The sequence below is a fragment of the Pseudarthrobacter sp. SSS035 genome, assembly GCF_023273875.1.
Classification (GTDB): Bacteria; Actinomycetota; Actinomycetes; order Actinomycetales; family Micrococcaceae; genus Arthrobacter.
Window position 1 is genome coordinate 927685 of record NZ_CP096882.1, and the last position, 19649, is coordinate 947333.

18 protein-coding genes, 1 tRNA gene and 2 riboswitches are annotated in these 19649 nt (G+C 67.2%); of the genes, 6 read left to right on the forward strand and 13 right to left on the reverse strand.

The window, feature by feature from the left end; translation table 11 throughout:
* Nucleotides 1–76 precede the first annotated feature (76 nt).
* Nucleotides 77–922, reverse strand: coding sequence for an inositol monophosphatase family protein (locus tag MUN23_RS04235; RefSeq protein ID WP_248762267.1), 846 nt, complete (start codon nucleotides 920–922; stop codon nucleotides 77–79).
* 32 nt (nucleotides 923–954) lie between these two features.
* Here MUN23_RS04235 and MUN23_RS04240 point away from each other — a divergent pair, with 32 nt between their 5' ends.
* Nucleotides 955–1581, forward strand: coding sequence for a hypothetical protein (locus tag MUN23_RS04240; protein ID WP_248762268.1), 627 nt, complete (start codon nucleotides 955–957; stop codon nucleotides 1579–1581).
* Here the strand turns inward: MUN23_RS04240 and MUN23_RS04245 are convergent.
* Nucleotides 1578–2345, reverse strand: a complete 768-nt coding sequence (locus MUN23_RS04245; protein ID WP_248762269.1) for a DUF998 domain-containing protein — start codon at nucleotides 2343–2345, stop codon at nucleotides 1578–1580. The two genes, MUN23_RS04240 and MUN23_RS04245, sit on opposite strands and share 4 nt — an antisense overlap.
* Before the next feature lie 83 nt (nucleotides 2346–2428).
* On the opposite strand from MUN23_RS04245, the gene MUN23_RS04250 reads away from it, so the two are divergent.
* The 3 genes from MUN23_RS04250 (at nucleotide 2429) to MUN23_RS04260 (ending at nucleotide 3446) form a co-directional block, all read left to right on the forward strand.
* Nucleotides 2429–2501 (forward strand) — tRNA-Arg (locus tag MUN23_RS04250).
* A gap of 1 nt (nucleotide 2502) precedes the next feature.
* The gene (locus MUN23_RS04255) at nucleotides 2503–2979 is read left to right on the forward strand and encodes a DUF6314 family protein (protein WP_248762270.1); all 477 of its coding nucleotides are present in this window, start codon (nucleotides 2503–2505) and stop codon (nucleotides 2977–2979) included.
* A 47-nt stretch (nucleotides 2980–3026) separates the two neighbouring features.
* Nucleotides 3027–3446: an NUDIX domain-containing protein gene (locus tag MUN23_RS04260; RefSeq protein WP_248762271.1), complete on the forward strand. Its 420-nt coding sequence runs from the start codon at nucleotides 3027–3029 to the stop codon at nucleotides 3444–3446.
* 83 nt (nucleotides 3447–3529) lie between these two features.
* Here the strand turns inward: MUN23_RS04260 and MUN23_RS04265 are convergent, their stop codons facing one another.
* Both MUN23_RS04265 and MUN23_RS04270 read right to left on the reverse strand, forming a co-directional pair.
* Nucleotides 3530–5443 carry an ABC transporter ATP-binding protein gene (locus MUN23_RS04265; RefSeq protein WP_248762272.1) on the reverse strand — a complete coding sequence of 638 codons (1914 nt, stop codon included), beginning with the start codon at nucleotides 5441–5443 and terminating at the stop codon, nucleotides 3530–3532.
* The gene (locus tag MUN23_RS04270; RefSeq protein ID WP_248762273.1) at nucleotides 5440–7104 is read right to left on the reverse strand and encodes an ABC-F family ATP-binding cassette domain-containing protein; all 1665 of its coding nucleotides are present in this window, start codon (nucleotides 7102–7104) and stop codon (nucleotides 5440–5442) included. The genes MUN23_RS04265 and MUN23_RS04270 overlap by 4 nt, the downstream gene beginning before the upstream one ends.
* A 252-nt stretch (nucleotides 7105–7356) precedes the next feature.
* Between MUN23_RS04270 and MUN23_RS04275 the strand changes: the two genes are divergently transcribed.
* Both MUN23_RS04275 and MUN23_RS04280 read left to right on the forward strand, forming a co-directional pair.
* The gene (locus MUN23_RS04275; protein WP_248762274.1) at nucleotides 7357–8115 is read left to right on the forward strand and encodes a hypothetical protein; all 759 of its coding nucleotides are present in this window, start codon (nucleotides 7357–7359) and stop codon (nucleotides 8113–8115) included.
* A complete protein-coding gene (locus tag MUN23_RS04280) occupies nucleotides 8112–8849 on the forward strand; it encodes a hypothetical protein (RefSeq protein ID WP_248762275.1) in 738 nt (245 codons plus the stop codon). Before MUN23_RS04275 ends, MUN23_RS04280 begins: the two co-directional genes overlap by 4 nt.
* Before the next feature lie 247 nt (nucleotides 8850–9096).
* Here MUN23_RS04280 and MUN23_RS04285 read toward each other — a convergent pair whose 3' ends face one another.
* From MUN23_RS04285 to MUN23_RS04325, 9 genes are all read right to left on the reverse strand, one after another.
* A complete protein-coding gene (locus MUN23_RS04285; protein WP_248762276.1) occupies nucleotides 9097–12132 on the reverse strand; it encodes a glycoside hydrolase family 38 C-terminal domain-containing protein in 3036 nt (1011 codons plus the stop codon).
* A 137-nt stretch (nucleotides 12133–12269) separates the two neighbouring features.
* Nucleotides 12270–13217 (reverse strand): formate dehydrogenase accessory sulfurtransferase FdhD, encoded by a 948-nt coding sequence (gene fdhD / locus MUN23_RS04290; RefSeq protein WP_248762277.1) that lies wholly within the window; start codon nucleotides 13215–13217, stop codon nucleotides 12270–12272.
* Between the two features lie 126 nt (nucleotides 13218–13343).
* Complete coding sequence (locus tag MUN23_RS04295; RefSeq protein WP_371875977.1) at nucleotides 13344–14780, reverse strand: molybdopterin molybdotransferase MoeA; 1437 nt, start codon at nucleotides 14778–14780, stop codon at nucleotides 13344–13346.
* Complete coding sequence (locus tag MUN23_RS04300; protein ID WP_056346664.1) at nucleotides 14746–15039, reverse strand: DUF6457 domain-containing protein; 294 nt, start codon at nucleotides 15037–15039, stop codon at nucleotides 14746–14748. The genes MUN23_RS04295 and MUN23_RS04300 overlap by 35 nt, the downstream gene beginning before the upstream one ends.
* A complete protein-coding gene (locus MUN23_RS04305) occupies nucleotides 15036–15746 on the reverse strand; it encodes a molybdenum cofactor guanylyltransferase (protein ID WP_248762279.1) in 711 nt (236 codons plus the stop codon). The genes MUN23_RS04300 and MUN23_RS04305 overlap by 4 nt, the downstream gene beginning before the upstream one ends.
* Nucleotides 15747–15823: 77 nt before the next feature.
* Nucleotides 15824–16324 carry an HNH endonuclease gene (locus MUN23_RS04310; RefSeq protein ID WP_248762280.1) on the reverse strand — a complete coding sequence of 167 codons (501 nt, stop codon included), beginning with the start codon at nucleotides 16322–16324 and terminating at the stop codon, nucleotides 15824–15826.
* Nucleotides 16325–16560: 236 nt separating this feature from the next.
* Nucleotides 16561–17298: a C40 family peptidase gene (locus MUN23_RS04315; protein ID WP_248762281.1), complete on the reverse strand. Its 738-nt coding sequence runs from the start codon at nucleotides 17296–17298 to the stop codon at nucleotides 16561–16563.
* Between the two features lie 171 nt (nucleotides 17299–17469).
* A complete protein-coding gene (locus MUN23_RS04320) occupies nucleotides 17470–18144 on the reverse strand; it encodes a C40 family peptidase (RefSeq protein ID WP_141141965.1) in 675 nt (224 codons plus the stop codon).
* 70 nt (nucleotides 18145–18214) lie between these two features.
* Nucleotides 18215–18377, reverse strand: a riboswitch (cyclic di-AMP (ydaO/yuaA leader).
* Nucleotides 18378–18525: 148 nt separating this feature from the next.
* Nucleotides 18526–19350: a M23 family metallopeptidase gene (locus MUN23_RS04325; protein WP_248762282.1), complete on the reverse strand. Its 825-nt coding sequence runs from the start codon at nucleotides 19348–19350 to the stop codon at nucleotides 18526–18528.
* Nucleotides 19351–19353: 3 nt separating this feature from the next.
* A riboswitch (cyclic di-AMP (ydaO/yuaA leader) is annotated at nucleotides 19354–19597 on the reverse strand.
* Nucleotides 19598–19649: the final 52 nt, after the last annotated feature.

The window sequence follows — 19649 nt, forward strand, 5'->3', positions numbered from 1 at the left end:
GGGGCTGACAGTCAGGTCCAGCCTGTGGATAACACCGTGCTCCCCACCCGGGAAGCGCGCAAAGGCGGTCCCGGACTCAGGCGATGGAGCCCGACTCGAGGGCGGCACGAAGCTCCCGCACCGCCGTCGTGCCTCCCGCCATAAACCAGTCCAGGCCGTTGATCCGGACCGTGTCCGTGGCGCCGCCGGCGGCGCGGACGATTGCCTTGCCCGGCAGCCAGTCCCATTCCGGGCAGCTGTGCTGGAACCAGCATCCCAGCTGGCCATCGGCCACCCGGCCCAAGTCGCAGGACCCTGAGCCGAACATCCGCAACGCCGCGGCGGAGGTAGCCGCAGCATGCCAGGGCATGGCGCAGAGCGGATCCATCAGCCAGGTGGGGTGGATGTAGGTGGCTGCGCCGAGTTCGGCGAGCGCGGTTGCGTTGCGCGCCCCGCCGTCCTGGACAGCGTCCGTGTCCCGGTAGGCGGTCAGTACCTCTCCATTCAGCGTGGCCGCGTGGGCCGTGCCGCCCAGCCATAGCTTGTCCTCCTCGGGCTGGAAGATCGCGCCGAGCAGCACATCGGACGAGTCCTTCAGCGCGAGGGCAGAGCACCAGTATGTGGATCCGTGCAGGAAGTTGTAGGTGCCGTCCACGGGGTCGATCACCCAGGTACGGCCGCTGGTGCCGGCCACAGAGGCGCCTTCCTCCCCGAGGATGCCGTCCTCCGGCCGGCAGCGCTGCAACTGCCCCAGCACGTAGGCTTCCGCAGCGTGGTCCGCGGCGGTCACCACGTCGGAGATGGAGGTTTTCTGCTGGGACTGCAGCCCGGCCATGCGCATCAGGAGCGCCAGTTGCCCGGCTTCGCGCACCAGCGCGGATGCCAGCTGATAGTCGTCCAGGGCGGGGTCAAGTTCAAGGGCGCTGTGCCGGCCAGTGGTCATGGACCCAGTTTAGGTGGCGGGATAATGGTGCCATGGCCAAAACCCCAGCGCAGCGGATCAAGAAGCACGGCTCCAAGGCGGCTGTTCCGCAGCACAGCCTTCCGCCGGTCATCAACCCCAGCACCAGCCGTTCGCCGCAGAAGGCCCAGAGCAACACCAACCTGATCCTCATCGCGGGAGTCGTGGTCAGCCTTTTCCTGTTCTGGTACGTCCACCTGCTCACGCTCCAGCAGCTCACCCAGCTCTCCGGCGGCCTGGCCATGCCCGACTCCCTCCTGGGAGGTTTTGACGCCGGCTACGTTGGCCAACTGAACGCCGCCATGGACAACGACGCCCGCGGCCAGCTCAACTACGTCCACAAGACAGCCGGCACCCTCTTCCCGTTGATCTTCGGCTTCACCTGGCTGCTCCTGATCGGGACCAACGTCGCCAGGAAGACGCTCCGCTGGGCACTCTGGGCGGTGCCGCTGCTGTTCGTGGTGGTCCGGCTGTGGGGCAATGTCGCCATCGACACCGCGCTGGGATCGGAAACGGCCGACGCCGGCCAGGTCGCCTTGGCGTCCGGGCTCACCGTTGCGGGGTGGGTGCTGTTCGTCGTCAGCCTGCTGGCCGGGGCGGCGGCAGTGTTCCTGCGCAAGAAGCCCGCGAAAGCCGGCTAGGCCCGCGCCGCCCCAGTAACCCGGCTGCGCTCCTCCTTGCGGTGCCGGTACACACGTTGGGCGATCACCAGGCCCGCCGCCGCCACGCCCACGGTGACCGGATAACCCATCAGCCGCTCCAGGGTGCCGGGCTCCGGAACATCGAGGCCTGTCAGTCCGCCGGTTACCAGCGCGGCGAGGGACACGACGCCGCACACCAGCACGAACCACCCCAGCGGAGTCTGCCGCAGCCATAACGCCCCGAGCAGTAGCAACGCCAGCGCGCCGGCCAGGAAGTACATCAGGGCCCCGACGAAGTGCCAGCCGGAGCCGACGTCCTCCGGCACCAGGCCCACGATCATGGTCCCCGCACCGGCAGTACCGGTCAGGACCCGCACGGCGACCGCCGCCTGCCAGGGTTTCCGGCGCCCAGGTTGAACCCTGGCCCCTGCCCTGGCGGCGACACACAGCAGCCCCGAGCCCAGCAGCAGCGCACCGAGCAGCATCCCCAGCCCCTGGACCACAAACGAGGCGTTCATCAGCCAATGCAGCGGCGAACACACATCCCGTCCGTCGTAGATCCCGCAGTGAAGCGCGCCAAGGTCGCTGATGTATCCGGTCCGGCGGTCGTAGGGCTGCGGCCCGCCCCAGGCGCCGATCACGGCCGCTTCCGCCACAAAATACTGCAGGACACTCAGGACGGACCAGGCGCCGACGTACTGGCGGGTCGAGGCGGTGTCCGGGAGGTAGGCCACGGCGGGGGTGGACGTCGGGGCTGATCTCATGCCAAGAGCGTAGTACGGCCTCCCACCTTGTATGCTTGTATCCGTGTCCGGACGGACCGGCCATGCCGGAACAACGGACACGCGCCCTCGTAGCTCAGTGGATAGAGCACGGCTCTCCTAAAGCCGGTGTCGTTGGTTCGATTCCAATCGAGGGCACTTGAATCTTCCTTCCCCGGAGTTCGATCTCCGCGCCTACCTGCTCGGCCCCTCGCAGGCCGGGAACTTGCCCGTCCAGGGAAACTGGGCCGTCGAACGGCAGCTGCTGGACCGGTCCACCGGCACCCACGGAACCTTTTCCGGCGTCGTACATTTTGCCCACGCGGACGACGGCGGCCTGGCCTTCCGTGAAGAAGGCACCATGCGCTGGCCCACCTTTACCGGCCCTGCCTTCCGCGAATACCTCCTGAAACCCGCCGACCGGCCCGACGCCCTGGACGTGTTTTTTGCCGACGGGCGGCCCTTCCACCGGATGAGCTTCGCACCGGCGGCGAACCTGGACCAGCACTGGTGCGATCCCGATACGTACCGCGTGGCCTACACCTACGAAGGCCCTGACACGTTCAGTTACACGTGGGATGTGACCGGCCCGCGCAAGGACCTGCTGCTGACGTCCGCCCTGAAGCGTCAGGTCTGAAGCGGGTGGTCTGAAGCGGCAAGACTGAACACGCTAGGCTCGGAACCGTGAAAGCCCGCATTGTTGTCTCCGCCGTTTGTGTCTTCGATGACGCCGGCCGGCTCCTGACCGTCCGCAAGCGCGGCACCAGCATGTTTATGCACCCGGGAGGCAAGCCCGAAGCCGGCGAAACCGCCGTGCACGCCGCTGCGCGGGAACTTCAGGAGGAAGTGGGGATCGTGGTGGATCCGCGCGAGCTGGAGCCGATGGGCGTCTGGATCGCCGACGCCGCCAACGAGGCCGCCACGGACATCGAAGCCACGGTGTTTACCGCACCCGGAACCTGGACCGCGCACCCCTCGGCTGAGATCGCCGAGATCCGCTGGCTGGACCTGGCGGCGCTGGACCGCGGCGCGCCGCTGCCAGCAGACCTCGCCCCGCTCCTGACGGACCACATCCTGCCGGAACTTGCCGCGCTGCGCCGCTGACCCGCCATCAAAGGCGACATCTCGGCGCTTTGAGCCCGCCTTGGCACCGAGATGTCCCTCCTCGAAATGCGGAATCTAAAGCTCTAGTACTCCGGAACGGCTTCCGCTGCCACGGCCGTGGCCTCGGCGAACTGCGTCTGGTAGAGCTCGGCATACCGGCCCTCGGCCGCGAGCAGATCGGTATGGTTCCCGCGTTCCACGATCCGCCCGTCCTCGACCACAAGGATGACGTCGGCGGCACGGATGGTGGACAGCCGGTGGGCAATCACGACGGCGGTGCGCCCCTCGAGCGCGGCGCCCAAGGCCGCCTGCACGGCGGCTTCGTTGGTGGAGTCGAGTGCCGCGGTGGCCTCGTCGAGGATGACCACCCGGGGCTGGGAGATCAGCAGCCGCGCAATGGTGAGGCGCTGGCGTTCACCGCCGGAGAGCCGGTAGCCGCGCTCCCCCACCACGGTGTCCAGGCCGTCGGGCAGGGACCGGATCATGGTTTCCAGGCGGGCCTGCCGGATGGCGTCCCACATGTCCTCTTCGGTGGCGTCCGGCCGGGCAAGCCGGAGGTTGGAAGCGATCGATTCGTGGAAGAGGTGTCCGTCCTGGGTGACCATGCCCAGCGTATCCCGCAGGGAATCGAAGGTGGCGTCCCGGACGTCCAGCCCCGAGCCCGGCAGGCTGCCGCCGAGCCGCACGGCGCCGGAATCGACGTCGTACAGCCGGGACAGCAGCTGCGCGATAGTGGACTTTCCGGCACCGGAGGAACCCACCAGGGCGACGGTCTGCCCGGGTTCCACGCGGAAACTGATGCCGTGCAGCACCTCTTCCCCTCCACGGGTGTCCAGCGTGGACACTTCCTCGAGCGAGGCGAGCGAGACCTTGTCCGCGGAGGGGTAGGCGAAACGGACGTCGTCGAACTCCACTGACACGTTTCCCGGCGGGATGGCCACGGCGTCGGGCTTCTGCTGGATCAGCGGCTTGAGGTCCAGGATCTCGAAAACGCGCTCGAAGCTGACCAGGGCGCTCATGATTTCCACGCGGGCGTTGGACAGGGCGGTGAGCGGGGCGTACAGGCGGGTCAGCAGCAGTGCCAGCACCACAACGTCGCCCGCGGCGAGCTGACCGCCGATGGCCAGCCAGCCGCCCAGGCCGTAGACCAGGGCCAGGGCGAGCGCGGACACCAGCGTCAGCGCGGTGACGAAGGTGAACTGCAGCATGGCGGTGCGGACGCCGATGTCCCGGACCCGGCCGGCCCGGACCGCGAACTCGCGGGATTCCTCGTCCGGGCGGCCGAAGAGCTTGACGAGCGTGGCGCCCGGAGCGGAGAACCGCTCGGTCATCTGGGTGCCCATGGCCGCGTTGTGGTTTGCCGCCTCACGCCGCAGGTCCGCAAGCTTGGAGCCCATCCGACGGGCAGGGATCAGGAAGATCGGCAGCAGGATCATGGCGAGCACGGTGACCTGCCAGGACGTCCCGAGCATCACGATCAGCGTCAGGATCAGGGCCACCACGTTGCTGACCACGCCGGACAGCGTGCCGGCGAAGGCGGACTGCGCGCCGATGACGTCGTTGTTCAGGCGGCTGACCAGTGCGCCGGTGCGGGTGCGGGTGAAGAATGCGATGGGCATCTTCTGCACATGGTCAAAGACCCTGGTGCGCAGGTCCACGATGACGCCTTCGCCGATGTTGGACGAAAGCCAGCGGCTCACGAGCCCCAGGCCGGCTTCGGCAACGGCCACCACGGCGATCAGCAGCGCCAGCCGGATCACGTCGTCTGTACCCGCCTTGGCCACGATGGCATCAACCACCTGGCCGGCCAGCACGGGCGTGGCCACGGCCAGGAACGCCATCACAATGGACAGCGCCACAAACGCGATCAGCTTTGTCCGGTGCGGGCGGGCGAAGCCCAGGACCCGTTTCAGGGTGGCCTTGGAGAAGGGCTGGGAGCCGTTCTTGGCCCGGGAGATGTTGTACAGGGAGTGCCAGGCGACGCCATCCATGCTCATCGCTTTTGCTCCGTTGCGTCTGCCATCAGTTCAGTTACCGTTCCGTTGTCCACATTCCACCGGACATCCAGCCGCACGTTCTCGAGCAGCCTCCGGTCATGGGTTACTAACAGCAAAGCGCCCTCATAACTTCCCAGCGCCTCTTCCAGCTGCTCGATTGCGGGCAGGTCCAGGTGGTTGGTGGGTTCGTCCAGGACCAGCAGGTTCACCCCGCGGGCCTGCAGCAGCGCCAGCGCGGCGCGGGTGCGTTCGCCCGGCGACAGGGAATCCACGGGGCGGGTGGTGTGGTCCGCCTTCAGCCCGAACTTGGCCAGCAGGGTGCGGACCTCCGCCGCAGTCAGGTCCGTGAGCACGGCTTCGACGGCGTCGGCAAGGTTTAGATGGCCGGCCAGCAGTCCGCGGGCCTGGTCAATTTCGCCGACGGCAACCGAGGCGCCCATGGCGGCGTTGCCGGCGTCGGGCGCCTGCACGCCCAGGAGCAGGCGCAGCAGCGTCGACTTGCCGGCTCCGTTGGGGCCGGTGATGCCGATCCGCTCCCCCGCGTTGAGCTGCAGGTTCACCGGGCCCAGCGTGAAGCTTCCCTGCTTCACGACGGCGTCGCGCAAGGTGGCCACCACCGCGCTGGACCGGGGCGCCTGGCCAATGGTGAACTGCAGCTGCCATTCCTTCCGCGGCTCCTCCACCACGTCCAGCCGGGCAATCCGGGATTCCATCTGCCGGACCTTCTGGGCCTGCTTTTCCGATGACTCGGTGCTGGCGGCCCGGCGGATTTTGTCATTGTCCGGGCTTTTCTTCATGGCGTTCCGCACGCCCTGGGAGCTCCACTCACGCTGCGTCCGGGCACGGGAGACCAGGTCAGCCTTGGTGGACGCGAACTCCTCGAACTTTTCCCTCGCGTGGCGCCGCGCCACGGCGCGCTCCTCCAGGAAGGCCTCGTAGCCGCCGTCGTAGACCGCCACGGAATTCTGCGCCAGATCCAGCTCCACGATGGTGGTCACGCAGCGGGCCAGGAACTCGCGGTCATGGGACACCAGCACCACACCGCCGCGCAGGCCCTGGACAAACGCTTCCAGTATGGCCAGGCCGGCCAGGTCAAGGTCGTTGGTGGGCTCGTCCAGCAGCACAACATCGAAGCGGCTGAGCAGGAGCGCCGCGAGGGCCACGCGGGCGGCCTGGCCGCCGGAGAGCCCGGTCATGGGAGCGTCCGCGCCGGTGTCCAGCCCGAGGTCGGCAAGAACGGGCGGGATGCGTTCGTCGAGGTCTGCCGCGCCTGAAGCCATCCAGCGGTCAAAGGCCAGCGAGTAGGCGTCATCGGCGCCCGGTGCGCCGGAGCCCAACGCCTCGGCGGTGGACTCCATCTCCACGGTGGCTTGGGCGCAGCCGGTCCGGCGGGCGATGTAGCCGGCCACAGTCTCTCCGGCGACGCGCTCGTGTTCCTGCGGCAGCCAACCCACAAAGGCATCGGAGGGGGCGAGGCTGACGCTGCCGCCTTGGGGCTGGTCCACGCCGGCCAGGAGGCGCAGCAGGGTGGACTTGCCGGCGCCGTTGGCGCCCACCACACCTACCACGTCGCCGGGGGCCACCGTGAGGGAAAGTTTGTCGAACAGCGTCCGGTGGTCGTGGCCGCCGGAAAGATCTTTGGCAACAAGGGTTGCAGTCATAGGTTGGTCCATCCTCTCGCCGCAGCCCGGCCGGAGGAGCCCGCCTGAATCGGCCCGAAACTGCGGTGAAACCGCAATGTGCCGCCCCGAAAAGTGCCGGGGCACTAAAGAGCCCGCCGGTCCGGACTTGGGGGGTGTACGGACCAACGGGCTCGACCATCAAGCATAGTCGACTCAACACTCCGCACCAAACCGCCTCCGGAAGGTCAGGCTAAAATCAAAAGGCAATCATCCGTTCAGCAGAGAGCCGATATGCCAATTCCTGCCAAAGCGTTCCAGCGCTGGCTGCACGGCATCGCCCCCAACACGAGCACGTCCGATATCTGCCGCGTCTCCGGCATCAAGCGGACCACCCTGGCCCAGCAGCTTGTCCGGGGCAAGGTGGCAGAGACTACGGTGGTGAGCATCAGCCGGGCGTACAACGTCAATCCCGTTTCGGCGCTGGCGGCGTTCGACGCCTACAGCCAGCTCACCGACACGCGCCCGCCCAGCAGGTCCGAACTAGTCAGCCAGATCTCCACCCCGGACCTCCTGCGGGCAGTTTTGGCGCGTTCCGCCGCGGACCCGGGCGGCGTGCCGGCGGCCGCCGCGCCGGCCGGTTCGCCGGCCGGTTCGCCGGCGTTGGAGCCGGCCCCGCACGCCACCTCGGTCAAGAACTGGGTGGAGGCCATCGACGACGGCGAACTGAGGCACCGGGTATCCGCCGCCACCGGAATCGCTCCGCAGAACTATTCGGCGCAACTGACCGCAAACCGGCTGGCTCCGGAGCTGGCGGTTGCCACCTCCGTTGCCGCCGGCGTCGCCCCGGCCAGCGGCCTGGTGGCCACCGGGCTGGTCACGGAGACGGAGGCCGGCTGGCCTCCCGGAGCCCGGCAGGCCGCCCTGGACAGCCTGTCCGACGGCGAGCTGACCACTTTGGCCGGTGACCGGCTGCAGACTCTCGGCAGGGCCCTCCGCCGGCAGGAACATGACCACGAGAAAACCGAAAAGATCTGGGAGAACCTGGGATGATCGAAATCCTGCAGTGGTCCACGCTGACTGTCTGCGGCCTGGTGGCCGTCGCGAGGGTTCCCAGTGCCGTGAGGGGGAGGAACCGGACACTCTTCTACATCTTTGCGCTGATGACGCTCGCCATCCTGCTCAGCATCCAGGCACCGTACCTTGCCATCGACCAGGCGCTCGGCGGTGTTAATGTGGCCAACCTCCTGCTCCGCTTTGTCATCTTCGCCGCCATTTTCTTTGTAGGCATCCGCGTCACCCGGGGCTTCGGGGCCGACGACGCCTACCGGCTGCTAACCGGACGGATCGGAATGGCTGTGCTGGGCCTGACCTCGCTGATGGTGGTGGTTGTGTTCCTGATGATGGACACGGCGGGGTCCTCCGCGGGCATGGGCTCGGTGTCAGTCAAGGACGCCCGGCACGGACTGCTGGTTGAGTACTACGGTGCGGCAGGCCGCGCCTACCCTGCGTACGTTTCGCTGGTCCTGCTGCCTGCCATGGTGCGGGCGTCCCGGAGCACTTTTCCGGTCCTGGTCAGGGTAGCGGCATTCCTGCTGGCCCTCGGAGCGGTTGCCATTGGCGCCAGCCTGTTGTTCCCGGCGCTCCCACCGGCGTTGGGTTCAGTGGAGTTTGTCATCAACTACACAGCCGTCCTATGTTTCGTCATCGGGCTGGCGCTGATCTGGGTAGCCAAGCTGCGGTCCGGGCAGAATGAGCCGAGACAAAAGACTTCTACTGCAAAGTAGCCTTCAGACTTTCACAAAATCATTAGACATGGCACAATCATGAATGTGTGAAGTTGGGTGCCGGTGTTCGCGAACGGGGATAGATTCCTGGACGCCGGGCCCGTTGGGTCTTTGCATTCTTTGGGGGGATGAGTGGTGGCGGGCCGTTGGGGACCGCCCCCACTCAGCCATTTAACGGCCAGGTCCGTTCCCGCCCCGCCCGAGTGCTGATCCACCCGTGACCGGACAGCTGGCATCCATGCCGCACCTAGCGCGTGAACCTCAGGGTGACCAGCTGGAACGGGCGCAGCGAAAGCTCCACCGACTGCTCTGCTGCGGCAGTGTTGACGCCCGGCGCGTCGGTGGCGCGCTCCAGCAGGTCCGTGGCCAGGACGGCCGTGACCGGGAAGTTGGCCGTGAGCACGCCGGCGGACCGCTGCCCCAGGGACTCATAAAGGCGGACCACAACATCGCCCGAGCCGTCTTCGGCAAGCTTGACCGCCTCGATAACCAGGGCCGGGTTGTCCACGGAGAACAGCGGCTCCACGCCGCGGGCGCCCTTCACGAGCCGGGGTGCAAGGTTGGTGCGGTACCCCTCCTCTACAGCTTCGGCGATTCCGGCGCCGGGGCGGATGGTCACGGTCAGTTCCTGGTGGCCCCGGTCCGCCCTCGGGTCCGGGAACTTCGGCGCCCGCAACAGGGACAGGCGCACCAACGTGGTTGTCCCGCCGTCGGAATCCCGCACGCTCCTGGTGACATCGTGCCCGTAGGTGGCCGCATTGGAAATCGCGACGCCGTAGCCGGGCTCAGCCACGTGGATCCAGCGGTGCGCGCAGATCTCGAACTTGGCGGCCTCCCACGAGGTGTTGACGTGGGTGGGACGGAAGACATGGCCGAACTGGGTCTCCGAGGCGGAGCGGTCCGCCCTGACGTCCAGCGGGAAGCCCAGCTTGAGCAGCTTCTCGCTCTCCTGCCACTCAACGGTGGTGGTGATGGTGAGGGAGCCGCTGCCGGCATCCAGCGTGATCCGCTGGGTGAGCGGTGACGAGCCAGCGATCCTTTCCACCACCACAACGGCGCTGGTTCCGGCGTGCTCCAGCCGGATGGCCTGCGCCGCCGTGAGGGCGGTGACGTTGCGACGGTAGAACTCATCGATGTCCCAGGCGTCCCACTCATTGGGGGTGTCCCGGTGCAGTTCCAGCAGGTTGCCGCGGGCTCCGGGAGCGATGGCTTCCCGTCCCGTGGCGTAGTCGGTGAGGGACGCAAGCAGGCCATCGGCATCCAGGACAGCCCGGATGATGCCGTTGTCCAGCACGTAACCGCCATCCAGAGCGGTTGCCTGGGCCGGCTGGCCGGTCGCCGAAAGCTCCGCGGCAGCCAAGGCAGGAACGCCGTTGCGCGTGTGCGGTGCGGCGTTGAGCAGGAACGTCCGCGACCCCTCGCCGAGGAGCACGGCCGCTGCCTGCCCAATGAGGGTTTCGAGGCTGACGCTGATGGCGGCGTAGTTGCGTTCCGCGTCCTGGTGGACCCAGGCGATGGAGCTGCCGGGCAGGATGTCGTGGAACTGTTGCAGCAGCACCAGCCGCCAGAGCCGCTTCAGCTCCGCTGCCGGGTACTCGAAGGAACCGGCGCCGCGGACAGCAGCGGTGGCACACCAGAGTTCGGCCTCGCGGAGCAGGTGTTCGCTGCGCCGGTTGCCGCGTTTGGTCTGGGCCTGGCTGGTGTAGGTGCCGCGGTGGAGTTCCAGGTACATCTCGCCCACCCAGACCGGCAGGGAGGAATACTCGCGCTCCGCCTGCGCGAAGAAACTCTCCGCGGAGCCCACCCTGACCTTGGGCGAGCCTTCGAGGTCGGCGGTGCGGCTGGCGGCAGCCAGCATTTCCCGTGTAGGCCCTCCCCCGCCGTCGCCGTAGCCGAACGGGACGAGCGAGGTGTTCCCGCGCCCGTGGTCGCGGAAGTTCCGCTCGGCGTGCGCCAGTTCGCGTCCGCTCAGCTCGGCGTTGTAGGTGTCAACGGGCGGGAAGTGCGTGAACAGCCGGGTGCCGTCGATGCCCTCCCAGTTGAAGGTATGGTGCGGCATGCGGTTGACCTGGTTCCACGAGATCTTCTGCGTGAGGAACCAGCGGCTGCCCGCCGCCTTGACGATCTGCGGCAGGGCCGCGGAGTAGCCGAAGGAATCCGGGAGCCAGGCTTCGCGGCATTCGACGCCGAACTCGTCGAGGAAGAAGTTCTTGCCCTCAATGAACTGCCGGGCCATTGCCTCGCCGCCGGGCATGTTGGTGTCCGACTCGACCCACATGCCGCCCACCGGAACGAACTGCCCGGCCTTGACCTTCTCCCGGATCCGGCCGAAAAGCTCGGGGTAGAACTCCTTCATCCAGGCCAGCTGCTGGGCCGAGGAGCAGGAGAACACAAAGCCCGGATCCTCATCCATCAGCGCCACCACGTTGGAGAACGTCCGGGCACACTTGCGGATGGTTTCGCGCACCGGCCAGAGCCAGGCGGAATCGATGTGGGCGTGGCCCGTAGCCACCAGCTGGTGGGCGGAAGCGTAGGCGGGCCTGGACAGGACCTCGGCCAGGGTTGCCCGCCCGGCTGCGGCGGTGCCCGGGACGTCGTCGGGATCCATCTGGTCCATCATGCGCTCCAGCGCGCGGAGGATCTCATGGCGCCGCGGCTGCTCCGGAGGGAGTTCGTGCATCAGCCCGGCGAGGGTCCAGATATCCTGCTGGAGTTCCCAGACCGTCTGGTTGAGTTCGGCGATGGCGATCCTGCCCAGCCGGTACTGCGGCGCCGTGCCTGCCGTTTCCTTATCCCCGTAGGGAGTGGCGGCGAAGGTCCAGCCCTGCGCCATGTCCGGGTTGGCGGCCGCTTCAACATAGAAGTCAACGGACATGCCGCTGCCCAGGAGCTTCAGGGGAATGTACTGGTTGCGGGGCGAAATGGCTTTGATGATAGTGCCGTCCGGGCGCCAGGCGATTCCCTCGCACTGGAATCCGGGGGCTTCGTTGATGAAGCCAAGGTCCACCACGATTTCCACCGCGGTGTCCGGGCCGGTGCCCCAGGCCTCCGGGACGTCGCCCTGCAGGCGCAGCCACTTGGTGCCCCACGGCTGGCCCCAGGCAGCACCGTGTTCCTGCGGCGTGAAGTGATTCCGCAGGGCTTCCATCACTGACACAGACTCGCCGGGCGCATCCCAGCTGCTCAGGTTCAGCGGAACAGTGCGGGCGTAAACAGCGGGAATGATCCGCTCGCGGACAAACCGGTCCAGGCGGACTTCGGTGATCCGGCGGTCGTCATGCAATGTAAACCCTCTTAGGTGCTTGAACTGGAGTACTCGAATCCGGACCAAACGCGTCCAATCGATGGATAAAATCTACCGGCTAGTAGCACAATAGCCAAGCGTCACCGGAAATCTTCGCCGAAGGTGCTGGCGCCGTTTTATCCCGGCGCGTTCGCGCTTAACTCGGCCACGCCCTCCCCGGGAACCGGCTCAGGAGCATGCGTGGGAACCGGCTCGGGAACGTCCGTGGCGGGCAGCGTGATCCTGCCCTGTCCGGCGTAGATATTCAGGCTGGTGCCCCGACTGAATCCTGCCAGGGTCATGCCGCTGGCCTCCGCGAGCTCCACGGCCAGGCTCGACGGCGCACTCACCGCCGCCAGCACGGGAATGCCGGCCAACGCGGCTTTCTGGACTAGTTCAAACGAGGCCCGGCCCGAGACCTGCAGGACCAGCCCGGCCAGCGGAAGCAGCCGCTCCCGCAGGGCCCAGCCCACCACCTTGTCCACGGCGTTGTGGCGTCCCACATCCTCGCGGAGGCACAAGAGCTGCACGCCGCCGTCGTCCGTTATGCGGAAGAGGCCCGCGGCGTGCACTCCGCCGGTGACGTCAAAAACGTCCTGGGCTTCGCGGAGCCGGCCGGGCAGGGACGCCAAAACGTCGGCCGGTACGGTCATGGGATCCGCCGCCGGGCTGAAATGGGAGGACTTGCGCACTGCCTCGATCGAGTCCGTGCCGCAGATACCGCAGGAACTCGACGTGAAGACATTCCGACCCTTCGCCGGGAGTTCGACGTCGGGCCGCAGCTGGGCTTCCACCACGTTGAACGTCTGGACACCGTTTTCGTCCTCGCCGGCGCAGAAGCGCAGCGACACCAGCTGCTCGGGTGCCCAGATGATCCCCTCAGACACCAGGAAGCCGGCCACCAGGTCAAAGTCGTCCCCGGGCGTCCGCATGGTCACCGAGAATGACAGTGCACCGATCCGGATTTCCAGCGGCTCTTCGACGGCGAGGACGTCCTCGCGGTGGCGGACCGGGAACTCAAGGGCATTGGGCGAGCCATCCAAAACATACTTGTGCACCTTGCGGCGCTGCGTCACGCGCCCCATCAGCGAACCGCCAGACTGTCTTGAAGGGCCCCGTGGACGTTCCGGACCTGCCGGCTGGCGCTGTTCATAGGTCCATCATTGCACCACTGGCCGGGCTGTGGCGTACGTGGTACAGCAGCCCGGCGCCTACCCAAGCAGGGCACTCCAGTCCACCGGGCCGGCGGGCTTCGCAGCGTCCTTGCCGGCGGCCCGGGTGGCTGCCTTGGCGGCGGGCCGGCCCTTGGGCTTGCTCCCCGGCTTCTCGGGTGCGGGCACCGGCGGCCCCCACGGCAAGGCGAACGCCGGGACGGGTTCACCCAGCTGCACGCCATGCGGCGGAACAACCATCACCCCATGTGCCGACGCCAGCCCGCGCATCATCCCCGGCCCCGCGTGCTTGGCCGGTGAGGCCATCCCGTACAGCAGGCGGAAAGGCATCAGCCTGGTCCGGCCCGGCTCCGGTTCGAGTGTGGTGCCGCACGGGACCTCCTGCACCGGCGGCATGATGCCGTGGCCCAGCGCCGCCAGCAGCGGTTCGCCCACCGTGGACAGGGCCATCATTGCGGCCAGCGGGTTCCCGGGGAGCCCCAGGACAAAGCGCCCGTCGGGGAGCTCGGCCAGGACAGCAGGATGGCCGGGGCGCATGGCGATGCCGTCGATGACCAGCCGCCCGCCCAGTTCCGCCACGGCCCGGCGAAGGTGGTCGGTGTCCGAGCGGCCCGTACCGCCCGTGGTGATAACGACGTCGGCCGGCAGCGCGGAGGGGTCCGGCACCTCGGGTGGGAGGTCTGCCAGACCGTCCAGCCACTCAGCATAGGAGTCGCCGATCCGTTCCTGGCCGCCGTTAATACCGCCGAGCATTTCCACTACGGCCGGGAGCTGCGGCCCAAAGGTGTCCCGGACCTGTCCCGGAACCGGCAGCCCCCGGGACACAACTTCGGAGCCGGTCAGTAGTAGTTTGACGACGGGCTTTCCCTGGACGAGCAGGTCATCGTGCCCGGCAAGCGCCGCGACCGCCAGATGGGCCGGGTTCAGCGTTACACCGGCCTTGACCAGCACCTCCCCCGCCGCCGCTTCCTCGCCAGCCCTGCGGATATGCTGGCCGTTTCCGGGTTCGCCGGGGCGCGCAGTGCCGCCGGTCATCAGGAGCGGCAGGCCGTCGTCGTCCGTTCCAAGCACGGCACTTTCGCTACGCAGGACCGCTTTGGCGCCGGGCGGGATCAGTCCGCCGGTGACAATGGGGCTGCCCTGGTGGGGTGCCAGCCGCTGGCCGGCTTCCGCCACGATCCACGGACCGCTGCCGTTGACGGCCCATCCGTCCATCGCAGACGACGCGTAGTGCGGCATGTCGTGCAACGCGGTGATGTCTTCGGCCAGGACCCTGCCCAAGGCTTGGCTCAGCGGAACCCGGCCCGGCGGAATCGGCGTGGCGATGTCAAAGGCGGCTTTGCGAGCCTCGTCCCAGGTGTGGGCAAGGTGCTTTGCCGGGGCTGTTTCCTGCTCGGGGTTTTCGGATACGTCGCCGGCGGCGGCGGTCACTGAACGGGAGTCATTCGACGGGCGTCCCGGCGGATTCGGCGTCATAGTCAGCAGCCAGGGTGCGGGCACGGTCCATGGCAGCGGTCATGGCGGCGGCGTTGGTGGCCTGCCCTGCTCCGGCAGCCAGGCCGGCGGCGAAGCCGGCAATAAAGGTGGTGAGCGGGGCGGCGGGGCGGACCACGGAGTGGGCTGCCACGCCGGCCAGCGACAGGATGGTGTTGACGTCGATCTGGACGTCCTCCAGTTCATACGCCTGGAGCAAGGACCTGCACCATTCTTCCAGCGTCTCTTCCTGGCTCTTCACGCTCTGCCTCCCAAATCGTCTGCGGCAGTGTTGCCCCGGAGCCCGGTTACGGGATCCGGACCGGCCACTCCAAGTGCGGCGGCATCGTCCCAGGTGTCCACGTCTGCCGTGGAGCCGGCCGGAACGGCGACAAGCTGCACGTCCAGACTAGCAAGGAGTGCCCTCACCGAACCGTTGATTAAGCGTCCTGCGCTTTCCAGTTCCGCCACGGAACGTTGTAGCGCAGCCGTGCTATAAAAACCGACCAACGGCTGACGGAGGCCATCCTCCGAGACGGCCACCACGCCGTGCGGCCCCAAGCCCGCGGGCGCTCCGGCGGCGGGTCCTCGCGCACGCAAAGTAGCCTTCAGCGCCGCCACCGCCTGCCCCACGTTGGGCATGTCGCAGGCCAGCACCAGCGTCAGCCCGGGGCGTCTGCCGCCCGCAGCGGCCAGGGCCGCGAGCCCGGCCGCAATGGCGGCCGCGGGTCCGCTAAAGGGGGGTTCTTCACGGCAACGGAGAAATCCGGCAGGGATTTCGCCGGCCGGCCCGTCCCCGGTGTCCGGACCAACCACGACGGCGGCCCGGGCTCCCCTCGCAGCGGCGGCGGAGCGGCGCAACAGGGAGTCGCCGTCGTACGTCAGACTCTGCTTGGGCACGCCACCGAGCCGCGACGAACGGCCGCCGGCGAGGATGACGGCATCGAAGTCGAGAGGGTCAGCGTCCACCCTCCCAGCTTAACCGCGCGGGCTGGAATACTGCGCGGGGCTGGAACTACCGTGGGGACCGGAACAGGGCGGCCCGCTCAGGCGGCCCGTTCAGGCAGCAGGAACGGATCCCAGGCCGGAGTAGGCTTCTCAAGTTCCTTGATCTGCCAGATGGTGCCATGCGGCGGTTCCGGATCAAACCTCAGCTTCCAGCCCATTTCGGCCGGCGTGTGGTCACCCTTGGTGTTGTTGCACCGTAGGCACGCGGCCACCAGGTTCTCCCAGGAGTCGGCGCCGCCACGTGATTTGGGCTGCACATGGTCGATGGTGTGCGCACCTTTGCCGCAATACGCGCACCGGTGGCCGTCCCGCCGCAGGACTCCGCGGCGGGAGACTGCGCTGCTCTGGTTGTATCTGGGGCGGATGTAGCGGTTCAGGAGAATCACGGACGGTCGGCCCAGTATCTCCTGCGGTCCCACCACAGGATCATCACCCTCGGCAATGACACTGGCCTTGCCCGTGAGCACAAGCACCAGCGCCCGGCGGAAGGTGACTACCGCCAGCGGTTCATATCCAGCATTCAGAACGAGAGTGCGCATGCACGTACCTCTTTGTGGCCGCACCCGTCAGGGGCACGAGGGCCGGCTGCCCCCGGCATGTCCGGGCTATGGATCGACACCACAAGAGTAAACAAAGAATCCCGGGATCAGCTAATCGCCGAAGCGGCCGCCGTCACGTGTCGGATTCGTGCACCTCACCGGATCAGGGCAGCAGGCAGCAGACAGCAAAGGACCCCCGCCGTGTGGCGAGGGTCCTTCGAAGGCTGAATCAGCTGCTAGGACACGCGGATGAAGACCGGTCCCGAGCCAACGTTGGCGCTGAAGACAACGGTCTGGTTGCCGTTGTAGCCGCCGTGCACTGCCTGGCCATTGCCGGCGTATACGGCAATGTGGGCCATGCCCGCGCCGCCGTCGGCGTAATAGATCAGGTCGCCGGGCTGGGCCTCGGCGGCGCTGACGGTCTGACCCAGGGACAGGTACCCTGCGGGCCAGCCGTGGTAGTTGATGCCCACGGCGGCCAGGGCGTTGGTCACCAGCATGGTGCAGTCCTGGCTGACGCCGAGCTGTGCATAGGCTGCAGACAGGATGGCCTGGCCCTTGCCGCTGGCGGAGACCGGCGCCTTCGGAGCGGCCGACGCTACCGTGAGGGTGGCCGCGGCCTTGGCCGGAGCCGGAGCTTCAACAACAGGCGCGGGAGCCTCAACGGGAGCCGGCGTGGTGGTCACTGCGGGCTTCTCGTAGGAGATGGCAATGGTGGAAGCAGCCGAAATGATGGCCGGGGCGGAAACCTCAGCCTCAAGGTTCGAAGCGGACGCAGCTTCACGCTGGACGCCGGTGTCAGCCGCGTTCGCAGCGATACCACTGGTCAGGACAAGGCCGGAAGCAGCAGCGATAACCGCAGCCTGACGGCCCATGCCGCCGGCGTTGTCGCCGACAGCCTTGGCAATGACAGCCAGCGAGTTGGTCTTGGCGACCTCGGCGCGGTGCCGTGCAACAGTTGCACGTGTAGTCATTAATTTTCTCTCTTTCGTTTTCCTCAGGACCGCGTGGGCAGCCTGAGGGCTTTGGACGCGCCGGCATCTTGGGGGTACGCCGGCACGCCCCGAACGGGGATCTAGCGAAAAGGTTCCAGCGAAGAACGGCTCCGGCAGCACGGGGCTGCGGGAACTACTGGGTTGCAGGAACTACGGGGCCAGCGTGAAGAAGGATCCGCCGCCCGTGGATGCCACCGAGTGGAGCAGCGTGCCCTGTGACGGGTTCAGTGCGCTGATCATCATGCCGTTGCCGACGTAAATGCCAACGTGGGCGCCGCCATTCTGCATGACCAGGTCACCGGGGGCCGGTGTGGCGGTGGGCCGCATGGCCGTCCAGGCATTGGTGCGGGGAATGCTGATGCCGGCCTGGGCGTAGACCCACTGCGTGAAGCCGGAGCAGTCCCAGCCGTTGGGAGTGGTGCCGCCCCAGAGGTAGGGGTGTCCGATACCGGTGTAGGCAAGTGCTGCCAGACCCGAAGCGGCAGCGGAGGAGACAGTGTCAGCGAGCTTGGAGGCCGCGGCCTCGGTTGCGGCAGCACCCTGAGCCCCGGTTTCGGAGGCCGTGGACTGCGCACGGACCCTCTCAACCTTCGGCGCCGGCGTCGTCTTGATGACGGGGCGTTCGAAGGAAACGGTAGCCGTGGGCGCGGCAGTTACGGCAAGTGCCGTCTGCGCGGAACCGGACTCGGTAGAGGCGGAAACGCCGGCGGTGGAATCCGCAGCGTTGGCCGGAAGCCCCATGCTCAGGATCAGACCTGATGCAGCTGCGATAACAGCAGCCTGGCGACCTACGGTCCCGGCATTGGCACTGACGGCCTTGGACACGGAGCCCAAGGGGTTAGTGCGAACCGGTTGTGCGCGGTGACGCGCAGAAGTATGGCGTGAAGACACGAAGGTAGCCTCTCCCAATGCCTGCGAGGTGAGCTGTCGGATTCGGATGGGAGTCACCCGGCCGCGCTGCTTCACAGTGGAAGCTTTGCGACTTAACCCCAAGGCCTTCAGAATCGAAGACCAAAATTGGTTCCCCCGCCCCTGCCAGACGATGTCATGCGAACGGACCTTGAGCGGTGGCAGAGCTAGGCAATCCACTCAAGAACGTCAACTTCGGAAAAGTTGACGCGCTTTAGACGTTACAGGAGTTCCGAGCCAATGTCACATTCAGGTCACGGCACGTCGCCGCGATTCGAGAGTTGGCCATCATTTGGGTCAGAGCCAGCCGGTGGGGTCAACGACTTCGCCATTGACCTGGACCTCGAAGTGGAGGTGGCAGCCCGTGGACGCGCCCGTGGTGCCGCTGAGGGCAACAACGTCGCCGCGGCTGACTGTCTGGCCTACCCTGACGCTGGCGGAGGAGAGGTGGTTGTAAGTGGTTTCAAGGCCATTGCCGTGATCCACCACCACGCGGTTGCCGCCGCCGTACTGGTGCCAGCCAACGAAGGTGACGGTACCGCTGGCAGCGGCCAGGACAGAGGTTCCGCACTGTGCCACGAAGTCCTGGCCACGGTGGAAGTCGCCGGAGCCGCCGGTAATCGGGCTGACTCGGAATCCGAAGGGTGAGGCCGTAGCCAGCTGGGCGAGCGGCGAGCCGAGGCTTCCGGCAGAGGCGGCGCGGGTAATGGATCCCGCGGACTGGGCACTCAGGAGCTGCTTCAGTTTGCCGTCGGGATCACCCTGGGTCACCACGGACGAGCGGCTGAAATCAATTTGGGCGGCGGCTTCGGCGGTCACTTCGGGCTGCGGAGCAGCGGAAACGGCCGACGCAGCCTGGCCGGGTGCCGGAGTGGCCATCACGGGGCCGGTCACAGGAACCGTCACGGTGAGAGCCAGGCCTGTTGCTGCCAAGGCGATGCCGGCCTTCTGGCCGAGGCCACTGGCGGCGGCGAAATCCGTCATCTGCCGGAAGGGTCCCCGGCGGCGGCGGGCTTCCCGCTGTGGGTCGCGGGGCCTCTCCGCGCTGAAATCCTCGGCCACTCTGGGCGCCGAAGCGGGACCCACCGCGCGACGGCGGCCCCTGGAGTATTGCGTGGTCAAGAATGTTCCTCTCTGGGTAGCCTGCGAAGTTAGCTGTCGGATTCGGGTCAGAGAGTTCAAAGACCCGGTCCGCCGTGACAAGCACTTGGCGCAGAGATATCCCGTGAGGATCCTTCGCTGGAAGAGGCTTGCTGCTGACGGACTTAACCCCAAGGCAGTCTTACGACTGCCGGTTGTGGTTCCCCCGCCTCTGCCAGTTGGTGACTGATGCACCTGATCCGCTGGCAGAGCTCGGCTCCGGATCAGGTAACGCTTTTGTATCGACGCTGAGTTTCAACTATAGGTGATTAACTTGGACA